This window comes from Yersinia antarctica (genome assembly GCF_056636475.1).
Genome location: NZ_JBSJQF010000001.1, coordinates 1,496,819 through 1,517,082 on the forward strand (window position 1 = coordinate 1,496,819; position 20,264 = coordinate 1,517,082).

Sequence of the window (20,264 nt, forward strand, 5' to 3'; positions counted from 1 at the left end):
GATGAAAAATCCGGTACACTGAGGGCAGATAAAGTATGGATGTTATTTTAACTTTTAAAAAATGGCCAAAATGAATAAATCGCAACCAAATTATGATGTTGTGGTGGTGGGGGGCGGTATGGTCGGTGCTGCTGCCGCGCTTGGACTGGCACAAACAGGCTGGTCAGTCGCGTTACTTGAGCATGAAGCCCCAGCCCCATTTGAGGCTGACAGCGTGCCCGATTTACGGGTTTCCGCTATCGGCTGCACTTCGGTGTCGTTGCTGAAACAGCTCGGTGTCTGGCCGCAGGTACAGCAGATGCGTTATGCACCTTATCGTCGGTTGGAGACCTGGGAGCAGCCCGGTTCACAGGTGGTGTTTGATGCCGCCTCGCTCTCTTTACCTGAGCTGGGGTTTATGGTTGAGAACCGGATTTTGCAGTTGGCATTATGGCAACAGATAGCGGAATGCCCCAATTTAACGTTGCTGTGCCCGTCACGGCTGCAAACTATGGTTAGAGTAGATGAGTGCTGGCAAATCACGTTAGACGCTCAGCAACAGATACAGGGCCGTTTAGTGATAGGTGCTGATGGTGCCAACTCTCTGGTACGACGGTTAGCTGGTATCGGCACCAATGGCTGGCAGTATCGCCAGTCTTGCATGTTAATTACGGTAGAGACGGATACAGCTCAGCAAGACACCACCTGGCAGCAGTTTTTCCCAACGGGGCCGCGTGCTTTCTTACCGCTATTTGGCCAGTGGGCATCATTGGTCTGGTACGACAGCCCGCAGCGTATTCGTCAGCTTCAGGCGCTGCCGATGGCACAGTTGAATCAGGAAATTGCCAAGGCTTTCCCATCACGTTTGGGGGCTGTTAAAGCGATTGCTGCTGGCTCTTTCCCGCTAGTGCGGCGCCATGCACAACGTTATGTACAGCCGGGATTGGTCTTACTCGGGGATGCAGCCCATACCATTAATCCACTGGCCGGGCAGGGGGTGAATCTGGGATATCGCGATGTCGATGCGCTGTTGGAGGTGCTAAATCAAGCGCGTGAACGGGCAGAACCGTGGCACAGCGAGCGGGTATTACTGCGTTATCAACGCCGCCGCCGCACTGATAATCTGATTATGCAAAGTGGTATGGATGTGTTTTACACCACATTCAGCAATGATCTGCCACCGGTGAAATTCGTACGGAATCTGGCGTTGATAGCCGCTCAGCGCGCGGGCAAATTGAAAGAACATGCGTTGAGGTATGCATTGGGGTTGTAGGGGATGTCTGTTTTTTTGAGTTCAATACTTAATATTTGGGACAGTTCGGAGCTGGTTTCGGTTGATATTCGATCTGTTCTTTTGGCGGGCGTTGTCGCCTCAAGCAACCATCAATCGAAACCTAATCCAACCTGGACTTGAGACATCGGACTCAAGTAAGAGGGAATATAGTGAAATCCCAGAATGCAAAAAGCCCGCCGAAGCGAGCTTTTCTAAATTTGGCTGGGGTACGAGGATTCGAACCTCGGAATGCTGGAATCAGAATCCAGTGCCTTACCGCTTGGCGATACCCCAAAAGATGGTGGCTACGACGGGAATCGAACCTGTGACCCCAGCATTATGAGTGCTGTGCTCTAACCAGCTGAGCTACGTAGCCGTCTTTAAATCTTTAATCTTGAGAAGTTGTATGGCTGGGATACCAGGATTCGAACCTGGGAATGCCAGGATCAAAACCTGGTGCCTTACCGCTTGGCGATATCCCAACTGAAATACAATTCTTTTTTATATGACAACTCTCTTGCCTTACAGCTATCCATCCAAAAAAAAGATGGCTGGGATACCAGGATTCGAACCTGGGAATGCCAGGATCAAAACCTGGTGCCTTACCGCTTGGCGATATCCCATCCGCTGTGACAAACCGATGAACGAATAATGGTGCGGGAGGCGAGACTTGAACTCGCACACCTTGCGGCGCTAGAACCTAAATCTAGTGCGTCTACCAATTTCGCCACTCCCGCAAAAAGATGGTGGCTACGACGGGAATCGAACCTGTGACCCCAGCATTATGAGTGCTGTGCTCTAACCAGCTGAGCTACGTAGCCATCTTTTTCCGCATTACCTTCATCGGCGTTGCGGGGCGCATTATGCGTATATGGCCGAATTGCGTCAACTAATTTTTTCCCAAAAAAGCGCTGAAAGGGTTCGTTTGTGTGGCTTGTGAACAGTCTGGTGATTAAAGCAGCACTTATGGTGATTAATTGTTGAATTTGCCAGCAAAAAACAAGGCTACCCTAGGGCAGCCTTGAGATTGGACAGTCAATATAGGCAGACCATCACATTCAATTATTTATAAGCGTCCTGATGCACGCCAACCGCACGGCCGGAAGGGTCATCCATACTTTTGAATGATTCATCCCACTCGATGGCTTTTGCTGATGAACAGGCGACTGATGGGCCACCAGGGACACATTCAGCGACACTTGGCAGCGGGAACAGCTCTTCAAAAATTTCGCGATACAAGTAGCCTTCTTTTGACGATGGCGTGTTGTATGGGAAACGGAAGTGGGCAGTTTCCATCTGTTGATCAGTGACTTGCTCTGCGGCTTTCTCTTTTAGTGTGTCAATCCAGCTATAGCCGACACCATCAGAGAATTGTTCTTTCTGACGCCAGGCGACGCTGTGTGGTAAGTAAGATTCAAAACATTCACGCAGGACATGTTTTTCCATTTTGCCATTACCACACATTTTGTCCTGCGGATTGATACGCATCGCAACATCGAGGAAGTTCTTATCTAGGAAGGGGACGCGGGCCTCAACACCCCAGGCAGACATCGCTTTGTTGGCACGCGCACAGTCATACATGTGCAGGGCTAGCAATTTACGCACAGTCTCTTCATGCAATTCTTTCGCATTTGGTGCTTTGTGGAAGTAGAGGTAGCCGCCGAACACTTCATCAGACCCTTCGCCAGACAGCACCATCTTGATCCCCATCGCTTTGATTTTACGCGACATCAGATACATTGGTGTTGAGGCACGGATGGTGGTGACATCATAGGTTTCAATGTGATAAATCACATCACGGATAGCATCCAAACCTTCTTGCACGGTGAAATGAATTTCATGGTGCACGGTACCTAAATGGTTGGCGACTTCTTTCGCAGCACGTAAATCCGGTGAGCCAATCAGACCCACTGCAAAGGAGTGCAGTTGTGGCCACCAGGCTTCACTGCGCTCATCGTCTTCGACACGACGGGCGGCAAATTTTTTGGTGATAGCAGAGATAACGGAAGAGTCCAGACCACCGGACAGCAATACACCGTAAGGCACGTCAGACATCAAGTGGCTTTTTACCGCGTCTTCTAACGCGTTAGCCAACTGAACTTTGTCAGTTACATTGTCTTTGACGTTGTCGAAATCAAACCAATCGCGATGATAGTATTCGCGAATCTCACCCTCTTTACTCCACAGATAGCTGCCCGCTGGGAACTCTTTAATGGTGCGGCACACCGGTACCAATGCTTTCATCTCTGAAGCAACAAACATGTTGCCGTTTTCATCATGGCCCATATATAGCGGGATAATCCCCAAATGGTCACGGCCAATCAGATAGGCATCTTTTTCTGTATCGTACAGGACGAAAGCGAACATACCTTGCAGGTCATCAAGGAAGTCTGGGCCTTTTTCCTGATACAACGCCAGAATCACTTCACAATCTGAGCCGGTTTGAAACGCGTAACGGTCACCATATTGCTGACGTAATGCCTGATGATTATAGATTTCACCGTTAACGGCCAAAATATGCGTGTGGGCCGCATTAAACAGGGGCTGGGCACCGGTATTGACGTCAACGATAGACAAACGTTCGTGGGCGAGAATGGCTTTATCATTTGCCCACACACCAGACCAATCCGGGCCACGATGGCGCATTAAACGTGACATTTCCAGCGCTTTTTTACGTAACTCAATGGGGTCGGTTTTAAGGTCGAGGACCCCGAAAATAGAACACATAATAATCTCCCTAACTTCTCTGCTTTGGCGGTGATGATGTTGAATTTGAGTCGTTCATCGCTGGATCTGTTTTTTCACACTTGCTTATGAGTGATGCAAGTTATGCCCCATGACGATGCAGTCATCCAAATTATTTCTAAACTAGATGTGAGAAATACATGCAATTTATACGCCAATTCACAGCGCTATTATTTTGGTGCAATGGTTGGTACGGCAATGGGTACCTATACCCAAAGCACTTGACGTTGCAGGCAGGCAGCCAGCGAGTCAGTCCCGATGAGCTTAACTCAGTCAAGTGATTCGGGTGAGTGAACCCAGCTAACACCCCAGCAGCTTCAAGGACGAAGGCTATAAAAGAAAATGCGCCAAAATAGGGCGTAATGGCAAGAAACTTTGGTGCACTGCACTAAAAAAAGGCATAGCGCTAAAGGGGGTGGGGGCAAAAAAGAGAGTGGCGGCCATGACATGACCGCCAACAGAGATTAGATAATATTGATATCAACCACGGAAGAGAAAACGTAGTTCGGGCGAAATGGCATGGCTTCAATATCTGTTAGCGTTGAAACACCGGACAGGACCAAAATCGTTTTCAACCCAGCCTGGAAACCGGCCAGAATATCGGTACGTAGGTTATCACCGACAATTACCGTGCTTTCTGAATGGGCATGCATTTTATTCAGCGCCGCGCGAATGATCCACGGGCTGGGCTTGCCCACATAAAACGGCTTGCGACCGGAGATTTTCTCAATAGGTGCGCACAATGCGCCACACGCCGGAGCAAACCCGTGCCCGTGGCTATCGGGGTTGGTGGCAATAAAACGCGCACCATTGGCGACAAAATAGGCGGCTTTATGCATCATGTCCCAGTTATAGGAACGGGTTTCACCAACAATAACAAAATCAGGATTGATATCGGTGATGGTAAAGCCAGCTTTATAGAGTTCGTGCACTAATGCACCTTCACCCACAACATAGGCCTTTTTACCTTCCTGATTGCGCAGGAAGTCGGCAGTCGCCATCGCCGAGGTATAAAAGGCGCTTTCGGGTACGTCCAACCCAGCAGAACTGAAGCGGTTAGCCAGATCCTGCGCGGTTTGTGACGGATAGTTGGTCAGAATAACCAGCGGCATTCCAGCATTTTGAATCCGGGCCAGAAAGTCGTTAGCGCCCGGTATCGCTTTATTATCATGTAACAACACACCATCGATATCACAAATAACGCTTTTAATTGTCATGGTTAAACCCAAATTAATTGGAGTTACAGTTAGGCAGCAAATGAGTGCATCCCGATGTGCTGACGCTGGTCAGTATTCGGGTCAGTGAGAGCAGCAGCCTCAAGTCAGAAGGGTATTATATTACTCATTTTTGCACGGCAATGGTCCACTATAACATGACCGATAAGGCGTTTACCCCTGCCGTTGCCTTATTTGCATCTACGCGTTAGCTTTCCAGCAGGCGTTGCAATAATACACCGTTCAACATGGCGCGCTTAGCCAGAGCAAAAGCACCAATTGCAGACTGATGATCAAGCTGCGACGTCACGATAGGCAGATTCAGGCGGAAGTTTTTCAATACTTGTGTATTGATGCAACTCTGAATGGCTGGCAGTAGGATTTTATCGGCTTCAATGATTTCACCCGCAATAACGACTTTTTGCGGATTAAATAAGTTGATGGCGATAGAAATGGCTTTGCCCAGATAGCGGCCCACGTGCTCAATCACTTCGCTTGCCAGCAAGTCACCCCGGTTAGCCGCTTTGCAGATAGCGCCGATATGACAATCATCCAACGTTAATTTGCTTGGGTAGCCCTGAGCGAGCAGGTGGCGCACTCGATTTTCAATGGCTGCATTGGAGGCAACTGTTTCCAGGCAGCCAAAATTGCCGCAATAACAGCGCTCACCCAATGGATCAATCTGGATATGACCGATTTCACCCACGTTACCGTTACTGCCCAAGAATATCTGGCTGTTAACGATAATACCCGCATCGGTACCACGATGCAGACGAACCAAGATGGAGTCTTCACAGTCACGAGTTGCACCAAAGTAGTGCTCCGCCAGTGCCAAACTACGAATATCGTGGCCAACAAAACTGGTGACATTAAAACGATTTTGCAGATTTTCGACTAATGGCCAGTTGCTGACACTGATATGGGGCATATAGCGCACGATACCTTTGTGCGGTTCAACCAGGCCTGGGAGGATAACCGCAATGGCAATCAGCTCACGCAATTTGCGCTGATAGGCTTCGATAAACTGACTGATAATAGTAAACAGCGCGTGTTCCAGCGTTTCTTGCGTGCGTTCAGGTAGCGAATAATGTTCTTCACCCAGTGATTTACCGCTCATATCAAACAGGGTAATAGTCGCATCATGGCGGCCCAGGCGCACCGCAATGGTATGGAACTGGCGGTTTTCTGTCACTATAGATATAGCACGGCGACCGCCGGTAGAGGCTTGCTGATCAACTTCCTTGATAAGCCCCCGTTCCAGCAGCTGACGCGTAATTTTGGTGACACTGGCGGGGGCGAGTTGGCTGAGATCGGCAATCTGAATGCGCGAGATCGGGCCTTGCTGATCAATAAGCCGGTAAACAACGGCACCATTGAGTTGTTTCACAAGATCCACATTACCAATTTGTGACTGTCCGCCGGTGCTCATCAATAAAATTACTCGCTTATTTTAAAACCTCGTTACCGTTAACGATGGTTTTAGTGATTTTATAATCGCGGGTAAAGGCAGTCAGGTTGGCCACTTTGCCGACTTCAATACTCCCTAACTGCTTATCCACGCCAATAGCGCGGGCCGCATACAGTGTCGCCATACGCAATGTTTCGTCCAGTGCGATGCCAACGTGTTCCACACTATTTTGTACCGCTTCGATCATCGTCAGTGCTGAGCCGCTTAATGTGCCATTCTCATCCACACATAAACCATTGCGATAGTATATTGTTTTGCCAGCAAAAATAAATTGATCAATTTCAGCACCCGCCGGAGCGGTAGCATCAGTTACCAGTACCAGCTTGTCACCTTTCAGACGTTTTGCGTTGCGAATATTGGCCCAGTCGACATGCAGGCCATCTGCTATCACCCCGGTGTAGATTTCCGGCGTATCAAAAATCGCTCCGATCAGGCCGGGTTCACGCCCGGTGATGTATGGCATGGCATTATACAGATGTGTCGCAAAGCGGATACCGGCCGCAAAGCCTTGGCGGGCTTGCTGATAAGTGGCATTCGAGTGACCGGCTGAAACCAAAATACCGGCTTCAGTCAACTGGCGAATGTATTTGTCATCAACCATCTCTGGTGCCAGAGTGAATTGGGTAATCACATCCGCATTTGCACACAGATAATCAATCATCTCTGCGGTTGGTTTGCGAATAAACGCTGGGTTATGTGTGCCTTTCTTGAGTGGGCTAAGATATGGCCCCTCCAGATGCAGACCCAACGCTTTATGTTGGTTTTTTTGCAGGTATGAACGCATGACATTAATGCCGTGCTTCATAAACTCATCACTACATGTGATGAGTGTTGGCAGGAAGCTGGTGCAACCAGACTTTTCATTCGCGCGCTGCATGATATCCAATGTCTCTTCGGAGATAGCTTCGAGAGAATCATTGAATTGCACGCCGCCGCAGCCATTTAACTGCACATCAATAAAACCGGGGGCCAGAATGGCGCCACCCAAATCGCGCACCTCAATATCAGCCGGAAGTTCAGCGGCAGGACAGATACGTTCGATCAATCCATCAGCCACGACAACAGCATGATTATCCAGTACTTCGTGGCTGGTATAAATACGGCCGTGAGTTAAAGCGTACATCTTAGCCCCCTGATGACTGTTACAGACCTTTGATATTTTCAGCTTCCAATTCGTGGAAGTATTTTACAGTTTTAACCTTCAATTCCATAGTGGAAGGTTCATCACACACCATGATGGCTTTGGCATGCAGTTGCAGGCAACTGATGGTCCACATGTGGTTGATGCTACCTTCGACCGCAGCTTGCAAGGCTTGTGCTTTACCGTGGCCAGTGACCAGAATCATCACTTCTTCCGCATCCAGCAAGGTACCTACACCTACTGTAAGCGCATATTTCGGCACGAGGTTTGCATCACCACCAAAGAAGCGGGAGTTAGCGATGCGGGTTTCTTGCGTTAGCGTTTTGATACGAGTACGGGATGCCAAAGACGATGCCGGTTCATTAAATGCGATGTGACCGTCAACGCCCACGCCACCCATAAACAGGTTAATTTTACCGTAAGACTTAATTTTTTCTTCGTAACGACGACATTCTTCATCGATATCTGGCGCGTTGCCATTTAACAGGTTGATGTTCTCGGCTGGGATATCAACATGATCGAAGAAATTGGAGTGCATGAAGGTGTAGTAACTTTCGGGGTGTTCTTGTGGCAAACCGACATATTCGTCCATGTTGAACGTAACCACGTTTTGAAAACTGACGTCACCGGCTTTGTGCATCGCGACCAGATGTTTGTATGCTTCCATCGGTGTGCCACCGGTTGGCAGACCCAGTACAAACGGGCGCTCAGCGGTTGGTTTAAACGAATTGATACGGCTAACGATATGACGTGCTGCCCATTTACCAACTTCGGTGGTGTTTTTCAGTGGGATAAGTCTCATCTTGCACCTCTTGGATTGCTAATAGTGGCTATACTCTACGCGATTTGAATCATCAGCTAAGCGTAACCCAGATTTTGACTCATGCGTTGGTACAATGCTTTGTTCATTTTTCGAATGATAAAATAAGTTTTGTATCGTGGCTAGTGCATTGGTGCTTTTTCACTAGTTTTTGGTGACATTTATCACAGAATAGGGGGTTTTAATTTGCGTTACGAAATAATTTTTTTACACTCCGCAATGAGTAATACGTGCCGTGAATAAATAAAAAGTGTGCCATGCGTTTTTCTAAAAGGTAGTGAGTCAATTAAATAAACTACTTAAAGGATCCGATAGCGGACGAATAGGGGGAAAGGTGAATATTCTTAGTTACTTACAAAAAGTGGGCCGGGCCTTGATGGTCCCAGTGGCCACACTACCAGCCGCCGCGATACTGATGGGCGTAGGCTATTGGATCGATCCGGTAAGCTGGGGTGGTGATAATGCACTGGCGGCATTATTTATCAAATCCGGTGCGGCGATTATCGACAACATGTCCGTGCTGTTCGCAATTGGTGTTGCTTACGGTATGTCAAAAGACAAAGACGGTGCGGCTGCACTGACCGGCTTTGTAGGTTTCCTGGTATTAACCACGCTGTGCTCGCCTGCTGCGGTGTCGATGATTCAAAAGATCCCGGTTGATCAGGTTCCGGCCGCTTTTGGTAAAATCAACAACCAGTTCGTGGGTATTCTGGTGGGTATTATCTCTGCTGAGTTGTACAACCGCTTTAGCAGCGTTGAATTGCCAAAAGCACTCTCCTTCTTCAGCGGCCGCCGTCTGGTTCCAATTCTGACGTCCTTCCTGATGATCGTGGTTGCCTTCATTCTGATGTACGTTTGGCCACTGATTTATAACGCGCTGGTGACCTTCGGCGAATACATCAAAGATATGGGTTCAGTGGGGGCGGGTATCTATGCCTTCTTCAACCGCTTGCTTATCCCAGTCGGCCTGCACCATGCCCTGAACTCAGTGTTCTGGTTTGACGTTGCTGGTATTAACGATATTCCTAACTTCCTCGGTGGCCAACAATCTATCGATTCTGGTAAAGCTGTTGTGGGTATCACTGGCCGTTATCAGGCTGGCTTCTTCCCAATCATGATGTTTGGTTTACCGGGTGCGGCGTTGGCGATTTATCACTGCGCGCGTCCTGAAAATAGAGCGAAAGTGGCTGGTATCATGTTGGCGGGTGCATTTGCAGCTTTCTTCACTGGTATCACCGAACCACTTGAATTCTCCTTCATGTTTGTCGCACCGGTACTGTACTTCTTGCACGCCGTGCTGACCGGTATTTCGGTGTTCATTGCTGCCAGCATGCATTGGATTGCCGGCTTTGGTTTCAGCGCCGGTTTAGTGGATATGGTGCTCTCTTCTCGCAACCCGCTAGCCACACAGTGGTATATGCTGATCCCACAAGGTTTGGTGTTCTTCGCCATTTACTACGTGGTGTTCCGTTTCACCATCCAGAAATTCAACTTGCTGACACCTGGGCGTGAATTGGCAGTTGAAGGCAGTGAAGAAGATGGTTATGACGTCAATGTTGATAACACCCCAGCAGTAAACGAAAGTGAAATCAACGGTTTGGCGCGTCGCTATATTGGTGCTATCGGTGGTTCAGATAACCTGACTGCCATTGATGCCTGCATCACCCGCCTACGTCTGAACGTAAAAGATTCTGCCCAGGTTAATGACAGTGTTGCCAAGCGCTTAGGTGCGTCAGGTGTCATTCGTCTGAATAAACAAAGTGTGCAAATCATTGTGGGTACCCGCGCAGAATTGATTGCTTCGGCCATGCGTACTGTGTTGGCAGGTGGTTCGGTTCCTGCCGCCACCAGCAGTTCTGTGGCACCCGCAGACGTTAAGCCTCAGGCAGTTATTAACACCACTAAAACAGCCTCTCTGGTACTGGTTTCGCCTATTACAGGTGATGTTGTCGCACTGGATCAGGTTCCTGATGAAGCTTTTGCCAGCAAAGCAGTCGGTGAGGGTGTTGCCATCCGTCCTACTGATAAAATGGTGGTTTCTCCGGCGAACGGGACTATCGTAAAAATCTTCAATACTGACCATGCATTCTGTCTGGAAACTGAAACCGGCGCAGAAATTGTGGTTCATATCGGGATTGATACGGTAAAACTGAACGGTCAGGGCTTTGCTCGTCTGGTTGACGAGGGAGCCACTGTCGTTGCCGGTCAACCGATATTGGAACTGGACCTGGCTTATCTGAACGCCAATGCGCGCTCAATGATTAGCCCGGTTGTGGTAAGCAATATTGATGATTATGCCGGTATCTCGGTATTGGCAGGCAGCTCTGTTGTTGCCGGTCAAAGCCCGTTGTTTGAGATTCAGAGCAAATAATTGGCTTATACTCGTCATACTTCAAGCTGCATGTACGTTGGCTGCGTTCAATCACCCGAATCACTTACTACAGTAAGCTCATCGGGATTCATTCGCTTGCCGCCTTCCTGCAACTCGTATTATTTAGAGTATAGAATTCGCGGTAGTAGAGTACTTATGTATTGAATGACCGGACTGAGTTTTAATCAAATCAGCGGGAAGAGAGCAATCTCTTCCCGTTTTTTTGTTTTATTTCCTGTAACAAACGGTTGTTTCCAAGTCGGGCTTGTTGGATTATATGCGGTTATATTTGTTGCGTTTGCATTGAGGAATAGAACAATGAGTGAGGCAGAAGCCCGCCCGAGTAATTTTATCCGTCAGATAATTGACGAAGATTTAGCCAGCGGTAAACACACGTCGGTTCATACCCGCTTTCCGCCAGAGCCAAATGGCTACCTGCATATTGGTCATGCCAAATCTATCTGCCTGAACTTTGGCATCGCACAAGATTATCAGGGTCAGTGTAATTTGCGTTTCGACGACACCAACCCGGTGAAAGAAGACGTCGAGTTCGTCGAGTCGATTAAACACGATGTAGAGTGGCTAGGCTTCACCTGGAGCGGTGATGTGCGTTACTCCTCAGACTATTTCGACCAACTGTACCAGTACGCTGTCGAGCTGATTAATAAGGGCCTGGCGTATGTCGATGAGTTAACCGCTGAGCAGATGCGCGAATATCGCGGCACACTGACTGCGCCGGGGAAAAATAGCCCGTACCGTGATCGCAGTGTGGAAGAGAATCTGGCGCTGTTTGAAAAGATGCGTGCTGGTGGTTTTGCTGAGGGAACTGCGTGTCTGCGTGCCAAAATCGATATGGCGTCACCGTTTATCGTGATGCGTGACCCGGTGCTGTATCGTATTAAGTTTGCCGAACACCATCAGTCTGGTAACAAGTGGTGCATCTACCCGATGTATGACTTTACCCATTGTATTTCTGATGCGATTGAAGGGATCACCCATTCACTCTGTACGCTGGAATTCCAGGATAACCGCCGCTTATATGATTGGGTGCTGGATAATATCTCTATCGAATGTCATCCGCGTCAGTATGAATTCTCTCGCCTGAATCTAGAATACGCCATTATGTCTAAGCGTAAGCTGAATCAATTGGTGACCGAGAAAGTCGTGGAAGGCTGGGATGATCCACGTATGCCAACGATTTCTGGTTTGCGTCGCCGTGGCTACACCGCGGCTTCCATCCGGGAGTTCTGCCGCCGTATTGGGGTGACCAAGCAGGATAACAACGTTGAAATGATGTCACTGGAGTCTTGTATCCGTGATGATCTCAACGAAAATGCCCCACGGGCCATGGCGGTTCTTGACCCAATCAAGGTGATTATTGAAAATCGTGTGGCCGGGGAAGAGTGGCTGACTATGCCAAATCACCCGAATAACCCGGAGATGGGCACGCGTCAGGTTCCTTTCGATAGCGAGCTTTATATCGATCGCGCCGACTTCCGTGAAGAAGCCAATAAACAGTACAAGCGTTTGGTGCTAGGCAAAGAAGTGCGCTTACGTAATGCCTATGTTATCAAAGCTGAACGTGTCGAAAAGGACACAGAAGGCAATGTGACTACGCTTTATTGCAGTTATGACGCAGAAACCTTAAACAAAGATCCAGCCGATGGCCGCAAAGTTAAAGGCGTTATTCATTGGGTTTCTGTTAAGCATGCATTGCCGGCAGAAATTCGCCTGTATGACCGTCTGTTTAGCGTACCAAACCCTGCGGCGGCGGAAGACTTCTTGTCTACCATCAATCCTGAGTCGTTGATTATCCGTCAGGGTTTTGTTGAACCAGGTTTGGTTGATGCGGTTCCAGAGCTAACCTATCAATTTGAACGTGAAGGTTATTTCTGTGCCGATAGCCGCTATTCACGCCCTGATGCCTTGGTATTTAACCGTACTGTCGGTTTGCGTGATACTTGGGCGGCAAAAGCGACCAGTTAAGTTTTAGTTCTCACTCAGAACAGTAGAATTGGCGTGGCTTAGTCCACGCTTTTTTTATGCCCTGATTTCCTGCAAATTTGATGTTAACAACGGGTATTCACCCAAATCACATGACTGCGTAAGTTCATCCAGATAGCTGTGCGTTGTCTGGTTGCACACTCGGTTTATTAGAAATAAAACTGAAATTGTTTATTGTACTAAACACTAATAACTCCCTTTCTCTTTTCCACTTCTGCGTTTTATCCCCTGGTCAATGTCGACATATTGCTCCTTTTTTTAGCAACAAAGCGGCTGTCTGTAAGTCTTTCTTAAATATTCGCTTTACGAATTAACTGAGGAGAAATCCCTATTTCATGGAGAGAAAACGCAGGCTTTATTGCATCGGCTGAAACCATTCAATATGTCAATGAGAGAAGATTTATAATTAAGAATATGACGTTATGCATTGTTTTTAAAGCTTTTGTGGGCTCTGTAATATTTTTTCACAGTTATGTGCTCGTTGTCATACTTTGAATAATTAGCGTTATTTTTAATTGATAATTCGCGTCGCGAAAAATAGTCTGTGTGGCAGCAGCAATCTACAGAGCGGTTGTTTTTCGCAACAGAAGTTTTTTAGCAGTAATGGCTGGTGGTTATTTCTCCCCAGCAAAAATTTTACCCACTAGGGTTTTTTTGAGGCTAAACCTGTGAGCTGTGGTGGACACAGGCAACGCACTTTAAATGTGATGTCAAAGAGGAATTTTTTCATATGGTTACGCACGGTGCTAAACGTAAAACGCTGGCGCTCGCAGTCGCGGGTGCATTGTTAGGAACGGGGTACATGGTAGCCCCAGAGGCCAAGGCTAAAGGCTTTATTGATGATTCGTCACTGACCGGTGGGATTTATTATTGGCAGCGTCAGCGTGACCGTAAAGATTTAACGCCAGGGAGTGCGGAGTACGGCAAATATGTCGCCAACTTGCACCATTCTACCTTTAACGCCAATCTGGATTTCTCTTCCGGTTATGCGGCTGACATGTTTGGTATTGACTTGGCTGCTTTCGGCGCAGTTGAAATGACCAACAGTGGCCCGGCAGCGCCAAACGAAATTGGTTTCAGTGACGCTAAAACCCGTTGGGATGAGAAATGGACCGGTGATAAGAGTGGCGTCAGTGTTTATAAAGCCGCGGCCAAATTTAAGTTAGGTGATTTCTGGGCGCGGGGTGGTTATATCCAGCCAACGGGTCAGACACTGCTCGCACCACACTGGAGCTTTATGCCAGGGACCTACCGTGGGGCTGAAGGTGGCGCCAAATTCGATTTTGATACTGCCGGTGCCTTGTCCATGTCTTACATGTGGACTGATGAATATAAAGCACCTTGGTATCAGAATATGTACAACTTCCGCCAGGCTGATGGCAAGACCGGAGTAAGTTACCTGCACTCAATCGGTGCTAAATACGATTTCAAAAACAAACTGGTGATGGAAGCGGCATTTGGCCAGGCAAAAGATTACATGGACCAGTATTTCGCCAAGGCTTCTTACGCCTTCCCGGTGGCTGGCAATGATCTTCGTACCTCTTATCAGTTCTACGGCGCAAAAGATAAAGTTGATGGCGGTGCCAGCAATGTAAACGACGTCTATGACGGATTAGCCTGGCTACAAGCGCTGACATTGGGCTACACCACCGGGCCATTTGACTTGCGTCTTGAAGGTACCTGGGCCAAAGCTGACGGTAACCAAGGTTACTTCCTGCAACGTATGACGCCAGGCTATGCGACCTCTAATGGCCGTTTGGATGTTTGGTGGGATTCCCGCTCTGATTTCAACGCCAACGGCGAAAAAGCGCTGTTTGGTGGCGTGATGTATGACCTGAAAAACTGGAATCTTGCGGGTTGGTCAGTGGGAACCTCCTATGCGTATGGCTGGGATGCAAAACCAAGTACTAACCCAATTTATGACCAGAATACGCGTCTGAAAGAATCTGCTTGGAACTTTGATGTTCTCTACACTCTGCAAGAAGGCCGGGCGAAAGGCACGCTCTTCAAACTGCATTACACCATGTATGACAACCACACCAATATTCCAAGCTTTGGCGGCGGTTTTGGCAACGTATTCCAGGATGAAAAAGACGTTAAATTCATCGTGATTGCACCCTTTACCATCTTCTGATGTTGACCACTTTTTGATTGCCATCCCCGGTAACCAACCCGGGGACATAATGGAGCACCCGCCATGAAGAAAATGCTTTTTATTATTACCACAGTATTGGGATTAAGTGCCTGCGCACCACAAACCCCAGTTCAACCGGAAGATAGCAAACTCAAACAAGCCTACAGCGCGTGCATCAATGCCAGCGAAGGTTCGCCAGAAAGATTGATCCCCTGCAAGGCGGTGCTAGATGTGCTGAAACAAGAGAAAGCGCATCAGGCTTTTACTGAGAAAGAGACCGTTCGAGTATTGGATTACCAGCGTTGCATTGATGCTGCACATACCGGTAATGGTCAGGCCTATGACGCGCAATGCGGGAAGCTGTGGCAAGAAATACGCAGTAATAATAACCCAGATAAATAATAGTCCTGATAAAAGTGACCAGGATAACGGCAATTGAGCTAACAATAACGCTGCCAGCAGCAATACTGTCAATAGCCGTTTTGGCAGCAGTTATTAATTACGGATGAGGTTAGTGATGAATAAATTCAAATTAAATGCTTTAGCGGCGATAACCGCAACCTTTGGCTTGATGGGATATGCCAATGCTGATACCCGTAATCAACAACTTGTTGATCAACTCAGCACATTGAAAGTTAATTATAAATTGTTGGATAACCGTGCTGCTGAAAATGGCGTTGATTGCGCCAAACTGGGTGCCGACTGGGCATCATGTAATAAAATCATGATTACTCTGACCAACACCGGGGATGAGATAGTCGGCCAAGACTGGGCTATTTATTTCCATAGTATCCGCCAGATTCTGACCGTCGATAATAGCCAGTTTAAAATTACGCATCTGACGGGCGATTTGCATAAAATTGAACCTACCGCCAAATTCACCGGATTCCCCGCCAATCAAGCGGTTGAAATCCCTATTACTGGCGAATACTGGCAGTTGTTTGCCACTGACTTTATGCCGCGCTGGTATGCCACTGCTGGCGATGCTAAACCCAAAGTACTAAAAAATACCGATACCGAAGATATCAATGAGTATCTGACACAGTTTACTGGCGATCAGTGGAAACGCACCAAAGATGACAATAATGTGCTGATGACGCCGGAATCACGCTTTGTTAAAAACGAAGCGGTAAAAACGTTGTCTGTGGCTAACTTGCGTGGGCAAATAATCCCTACGCCTATGGAGATTAAGCTCTATAAACAGGATGTGGATCTGAGTCACGGGGTTGCGCTGGATCTGAGTGTATTGCCTAAAGCTGCCGCAGAGGCAGCTCAGCAGCGCTTCGAATTACTGGGTCTGAAGGCCAATTCAGCCGGTTTCCCGATAAAAACTGTGATTCAACCTGCCGCGTTTAAAGGTGACTTAGCGGTTTCCGGTGCTTACGAGCTGAAAATTGGCGAGAAAGGGGCACAGGTTATTGGTTTTGATCCGAGCGGCGTGTTCTATGGCCTGCAATCCATTCTATCGTTGGTTCCGACTGACGGCACTAAGACTATTGCCACTCTTGAGGCGAAAGATGCGCCACGTTTTGAATACCGGGGTGTGTTCCTCGATGTTGGCCGTAATTTTAAAACCAAAGATGCAGTGCTGCGCTTACTTGATCAGATGTCAGCTTATAAGCTGAACAAATTCCACTTCCATCTAAGTGATGATGAAGGCTGGCGTATTGAAATCCCAGGCTTGCCCGAATTGACCGATGTTGGTAGCAAACGTTGTCACGATTTGACGGAGAATACCTGCTTGCTGCCGCAATTGGGTTCTGGCCCAGACAGCAATAATATGGGTAGCGGCCATTTCACTCGTGATGATTATATTGAGATTCTGAAATATGCCAAAGCACGCCAGATTGATGTGATCCCTGAAATCGATGTGCCAGCACACGCCCGTGCAGCCGTAGTGTCGATGGAAGCCCGTTATAACAATCTAATGAAACAGGGCAAAGAAAAAGAAGCTAACGAATTCCGTCTGCTTGACCCGACTGATGATTCCAATACCACGTCAGTTCAGTTCTATGAGCGTAAAAGCTATCTCAACCCATGCCTCGACTCTTCTAAGCGGTTTGTCGATAAAGTGATTGGCGAAATGGCGCAGATGCATAAAGAAGCCGGTATGCCACTGACTACCTGGCACTTTGGTGGCGATGAAGCGAAAAATATCCGTTTGGGTGCGGGTTATCAGGACAAAAACGGGCCGATTGAAGCGGGTAAAGGCATTATTGATAAGAGTGTTGAAGATAAACCTTGGGCCAAATCACAAGTTTGTCAGGATATGGTCAAACAAGGCAAGGTGCAGGATGTTGAACATCTTTCCAGCTATTTTGCCATTGAAGTCAGTAAGTTGGTTAATGCTCACGGCATCGAGAAGATGCAGGCTTGGCAGGATGGGTTGAAAGACGCCAAAGACGCTAAAGCGTTTGCCACTAAACGCGTTGGTGTCAACTTCTGGGATACCCTCTATTGGGGTGGTGCTGACTCAATCAATGATTGGGCCAATAAAGGTTATGAAGTGGTCGCGTCAAATCCAGATTATGTCTACTTCGATATGCCATATGAAGTTAATCCGAATGAACGCGGTTACTACTGGGCAACCCGCTTTAATGACGAAGCGAAAGTATTCAGCTTCGCACCAGATAACATGCCGCAGAATGCCGAGACCTCAGTGGACCGCGATGGTAATCACTTTAGCGCGAAAAGCGATAAACCTTGGCCGGGTGTACATGGCATCTCGGGTCAGTCATGGAATGAAACCGTCCGCACTGATGAGCAGATGGAATACATGATCTTCCCGCGGATGTTGCCATTGGCCGAGCGTGCCTGGCATCGCGCTTCGTGGGAGCAAGATTACAAAGCGGGCCGCGAATATCAAGGTGGCCAGACGCATAGCGTCGATACCAAGGCGTTGGACATCGATTGGCAACGTTTTGCCAACATCATGGGCCAACGTGAACTGGCAAAACTGGATAAAGCCGGTGTGTCATATCGCCTGCCTGTCCCCGGTGCTCGGGTTGTGGCGGGGCAGTTGGAAGCCAATATCTCACTGCCGGGCCTGATTATCGAGTATTCAACTGATGGCGGTAAGCAGTGGCAGAAGTATGATGCGAAGGCAAAACCTACCGTGAGTGGCGAGGTGATGATCCGCTCCACCAGCCCAGACGGTAAGCGTAGTAGCCGTGCTGAGTCGGTTAAAGTCTGAAAATTGGTAATATCGAGCTGTGTCTAATGTTATCTCCTGTTTGCTTTATTTTTTGGCTAAACAAATTTAAGTGAAGTTGAGTTGATGGTTTTTCCCCCGGCAGGTCCGGGGTTTTTTTTGCTGTAAAATTGATGCAGCTCGCTAAAAGGGGGAGAGTCAATAAATGGGGGCGATAAACAGTGAATTTGTCACTCAGGAAAGATCAATAACGGGATAGATACCCAATGTTATTGGTGTTGCAGATAGCTAGCAGGCGAACGAACCCAGAACATCGCTAATACTCTAGTGGCTTTCAGTACCAAGGGGATAAATATCAAGGACATAAATAAGAACGACCACCTGACTCCCAACCGAGAGATACTCAGGTATAGAACGGGAAAGGTGGCCATCTTGCTGATAGCTTATGTTAACCAAACAGTAGAACCTATCAATCTGGATTAAACATAAGCCGTAGTGTATTCAGTGCTTAAAATCTTTATAAGATAATGCTTTCAAAGCACATTATCTTTTATCGTGTGCCGACTCGTTTTCACGGCAATCACCGGTCTCACAATGGCCGTACAGATACAGACTGTGATTGGTCAGCTTGATACCATGCTGTTTAGAAATTTCACGTTGAAGCGATTCAATGGATTCATTGCTAAACTCAATCACTTTGCCGCAATCCAGGCAAATCAAGTGATCATGATGATGCTGCTGCGTCAGCTCAAAGACTGATTTACCGCCTTCGAAATTGTGGCGGGTAACAATACCGGCATCATCAAACTGGTTCAGTACGCGGTAAACCGTGGCTAAACCAATCTCTTCACCAATATCGATCAGCTTTTTATAAAGATCTTCCGCGCTGACGTGGTGGCACGCCGGATCTTGCAACACTTCCAGAATTTTAAGCCGGGGCAGTGTTACTTTAAGGCCTGCGTTTTTTAAGGCTTTGTTGTTGTCAGTCATGCGGATTCAGTCCTGTTACTATCGTTTCAAATTAAGGCTGTTCAGCCTATGACATCCGTGGCGCAATAATTACAATTGCGTCTCATTATAGAACTGCTAGCCCCAAATGAAAACCGTGGTTGTTAACAAAGATATAATTGCACACTTTGTAAGATTAATCATGCAGTGTATTGATGAATGGGGATAACACATCATTTAAGTGTACAGTGACGAGGGATAAAGTTACAAATTTGTAGCAGTTTATTTTCATTTTGCGCGCAGGAAGATGTGGATATGTGGGCCGCTTAACAAAGCACAATCGGATAGCCGGACGCGCTGTTCACCATGGATGGGAGCTAAAGAGAGAGAGAACAACGTTATGACAAAAAGCACAGCTCAAAAGGATAAAAGGCAACGGAAACGCCCGGCAGTGTTGAACACGACCATAGCGTTTCCGACAGGCTTGATTAACCCACTATCTCAGACAGGCTCAGTTCTTCAGTAATCTGTTTTACCCATGCCTCAACCCGCTCATTGGTAAGTTCTGGCTGACGGTCTTCATCAATTGCCAGACCAATAAAGTGGTCGTCATCCGCCAGACCTTTGGACGCTTCAAAATGGTAGCCCGCGGTTGGCCAATGGCCCACGATTGCGGCACCACGTGGCTCAATGATGTCGCGCACGGTACCCATCGCATCACAGAAATATTCTGCGTAGTCTTCCTGGTCACCACAACCAAACAGCGCCACCAACTTGCCATTGAAATCGATCTCTTCCAGTGTTGGGAAGAAATCATCCCAATCACACTGCGCTTCGCCGTAATACCAGGTTGGGATCCCAATCAGCAAAATATCGAAGCCTTCTAAATCTTCTTTACTGCTTTTGGCAATGTCGTGAACCTCAGCAACATCTTTGCCCAGTTGCTTTTGGATCATCTTGGCAATGTTTTCAGTATTGCCAGTATCGCTGCCAAAGAAAATGCCTACAGTTGCCAT

13 protein-coding genes and 6 tRNA genes are annotated in these 20,264 nt (G+C 47.7%); 6 read left to right on the top strand and 13 right to left on the bottom strand.

All coding sequences use genetic code 11. The features are described from left to right. Positions 1–70 precede the first annotated feature (70 nt). The gene (gene ubiF / locus ACWJJO_RS06910) at positions 71–1,252 is read left to right on the top strand and encodes a 3-demethoxyubiquinol 3-hydroxylase (RefSeq protein ID WP_083163811.1); all 1,182 of its coding nucleotides are present in this window, start codon (positions 71–73) and stop codon (positions 1,250–1,252) included. 219 nt (positions 1,253–1,471) lie between these two features. Here ubiF and ACWJJO_RS06915 read toward each other — a convergent pair. From ACWJJO_RS06915 to nagB, 11 genes are all read right to left on the bottom strand, one after another. Then, a tRNA-Gln gene (locus ACWJJO_RS06915) sits at positions 1,472–1,546 on the bottom strand. Positions 1,547–1,551: 5 nt separating this feature from the next. Continuing rightward, positions 1,552–1,628 (bottom strand) — tRNA-Met (locus ACWJJO_RS06920). A 31-nt stretch (positions 1,629–1,659) separates the two neighbouring features. Beyond that, positions 1,660–1,734, bottom strand: a tRNA-Gln gene (locus tag ACWJJO_RS06925). A gap of 66 nt (positions 1,735–1,800) precedes the next feature. Next, positions 1,801–1,875, bottom strand: a tRNA-Gln gene (locus tag ACWJJO_RS06930). A 29-nt stretch (positions 1,876–1,904) separates the two neighbouring features. After that, positions 1,905–1,989 (bottom strand) — tRNA-Leu (locus ACWJJO_RS06935). A 7-nt stretch (positions 1,990–1,996) separates the two neighbouring features. Beyond that, positions 1,997–2,073 (bottom strand) — tRNA-Met (locus ACWJJO_RS06940). Between the two features lie 241 nt (positions 2,074–2,314). Next, on the bottom strand, positions 2,315–3,979 hold the full coding sequence (gene asnB, locus ACWJJO_RS06945; protein WP_481090851.1) for an asparagine synthase B: 1,665 nt from the start codon (positions 3,977–3,979) through the stop codon (positions 2,315–2,317). A 482-nt stretch (positions 3,980–4,461) separates the two neighbouring features. Further along, positions 4,462–5,214 carry an HAD-IIA family hydrolase gene (locus ACWJJO_RS06950; RefSeq protein ID WP_032908027.1) on the bottom strand — a complete coding sequence of 251 codons (753 nt, stop codon included), beginning with the start codon at positions 5,212–5,214 and terminating at the stop codon, positions 4,462–4,464. Positions 5,215–5,419: 205 nt separating this feature from the next. Continuing rightward, the gene (gene nagC, locus ACWJJO_RS06955; protein ID WP_481090852.1) at positions 5,420–6,640 is read right to left on the bottom strand and encodes a DNA-binding transcriptional regulator NagC; all 1,221 of its coding nucleotides are present in this window, start codon (positions 6,638–6,640) and stop codon (positions 5,420–5,422) included. 16 nt (positions 6,641–6,656) lie between these two features. After that, positions 6,657–7,802 carry an N-acetylglucosamine-6-phosphate deacetylase gene (gene nagA / locus ACWJJO_RS06960; protein ID WP_420072733.1) on the bottom strand — a complete coding sequence of 382 codons (1,146 nt, stop codon included), beginning with the start codon at positions 7,800–7,802 and terminating at the stop codon, positions 6,657–6,659. A gap of 19 nt (positions 7,803–7,821) precedes the next feature. Continuing rightward, positions 7,822–8,622 (bottom strand): glucosamine-6-phosphate deaminase, encoded by an 801-nt coding sequence (gene nagB / locus ACWJJO_RS06965; protein WP_481090853.1) that lies wholly within the window; start codon positions 8,620–8,622, stop codon positions 7,822–7,824. 352 nt (positions 8,623–8,974) lie between these two features. Here nagB and nagE point away from each other — a divergent pair, with 352 nt between their 5' ends. From nagE to ACWJJO_RS06990, 5 genes are all read left to right on the top strand, one after another. Further along, positions 8,975–11,011: an N-acetylglucosamine-specific PTS transporter subunit IIBC gene (gene nagE, locus ACWJJO_RS06970; protein ID WP_083159639.1), complete on the top strand. Its 2,037-nt coding sequence runs from the start codon at positions 8,975–8,977 to the stop codon at positions 11,009–11,011. 318 nt (positions 11,012–11,329) lie between these two features. Beyond that, on the top strand, positions 11,330–12,997 hold the full coding sequence (gene glnS / locus ACWJJO_RS06975) for a glutamine--tRNA ligase (RefSeq protein ID WP_372568859.1): 1,668 nt from the start codon (positions 11,330–11,332) through the stop codon (positions 12,995–12,997). A 748-nt stretch (positions 12,998–13,745) separates the two neighbouring features. Further along, on the top strand, positions 13,746–15,149 hold the full coding sequence (chiP, locus tag ACWJJO_RS06980) for a chitoporin ChiP (RefSeq protein ID WP_481090854.1): 1,404 nt from the start codon (positions 13,746–13,748) through the stop codon (positions 15,147–15,149). 63 nt (positions 15,150–15,212) lie between these two features. Continuing rightward, positions 15,213–15,551 carry a ChiQ/YbfN family lipoprotein gene (gene chiQ, locus ACWJJO_RS06985; protein ID WP_083159636.1) on the top strand — a complete coding sequence of 113 codons (339 nt, stop codon included), beginning with the start codon at positions 15,213–15,215 and terminating at the stop codon, positions 15,549–15,551. 115 nt (positions 15,552–15,666) lie between these two features. Continuing rightward, a complete protein-coding gene (locus ACWJJO_RS06990) occupies positions 15,667–18,342 on the top strand; it encodes a beta-N-acetylhexosaminidase (protein ID WP_481090855.1) in 2,676 nt (891 codons plus the stop codon). Between the two features lie 501 nt (positions 18,343–18,843). Here the strand turns inward: ACWJJO_RS06990 and fur are convergent. After that, positions 18,844–19,290 carry a ferric iron uptake transcriptional regulator gene (gene fur, locus ACWJJO_RS06995; RefSeq protein WP_083159634.1) on the bottom strand — a complete coding sequence of 149 codons (447 nt, stop codon included), beginning with the start codon at positions 19,288–19,290 and terminating at the stop codon, positions 18,844–18,846. 446 nt (positions 19,291–19,736) lie between these two features. Next, positions 19,737–20,264, bottom strand: coding sequence for a flavodoxin FldA (fldA, locus tag ACWJJO_RS07000; protein WP_083159633.1), 528 nt, complete (start codon positions 20,262–20,264; stop codon positions 19,737–19,739).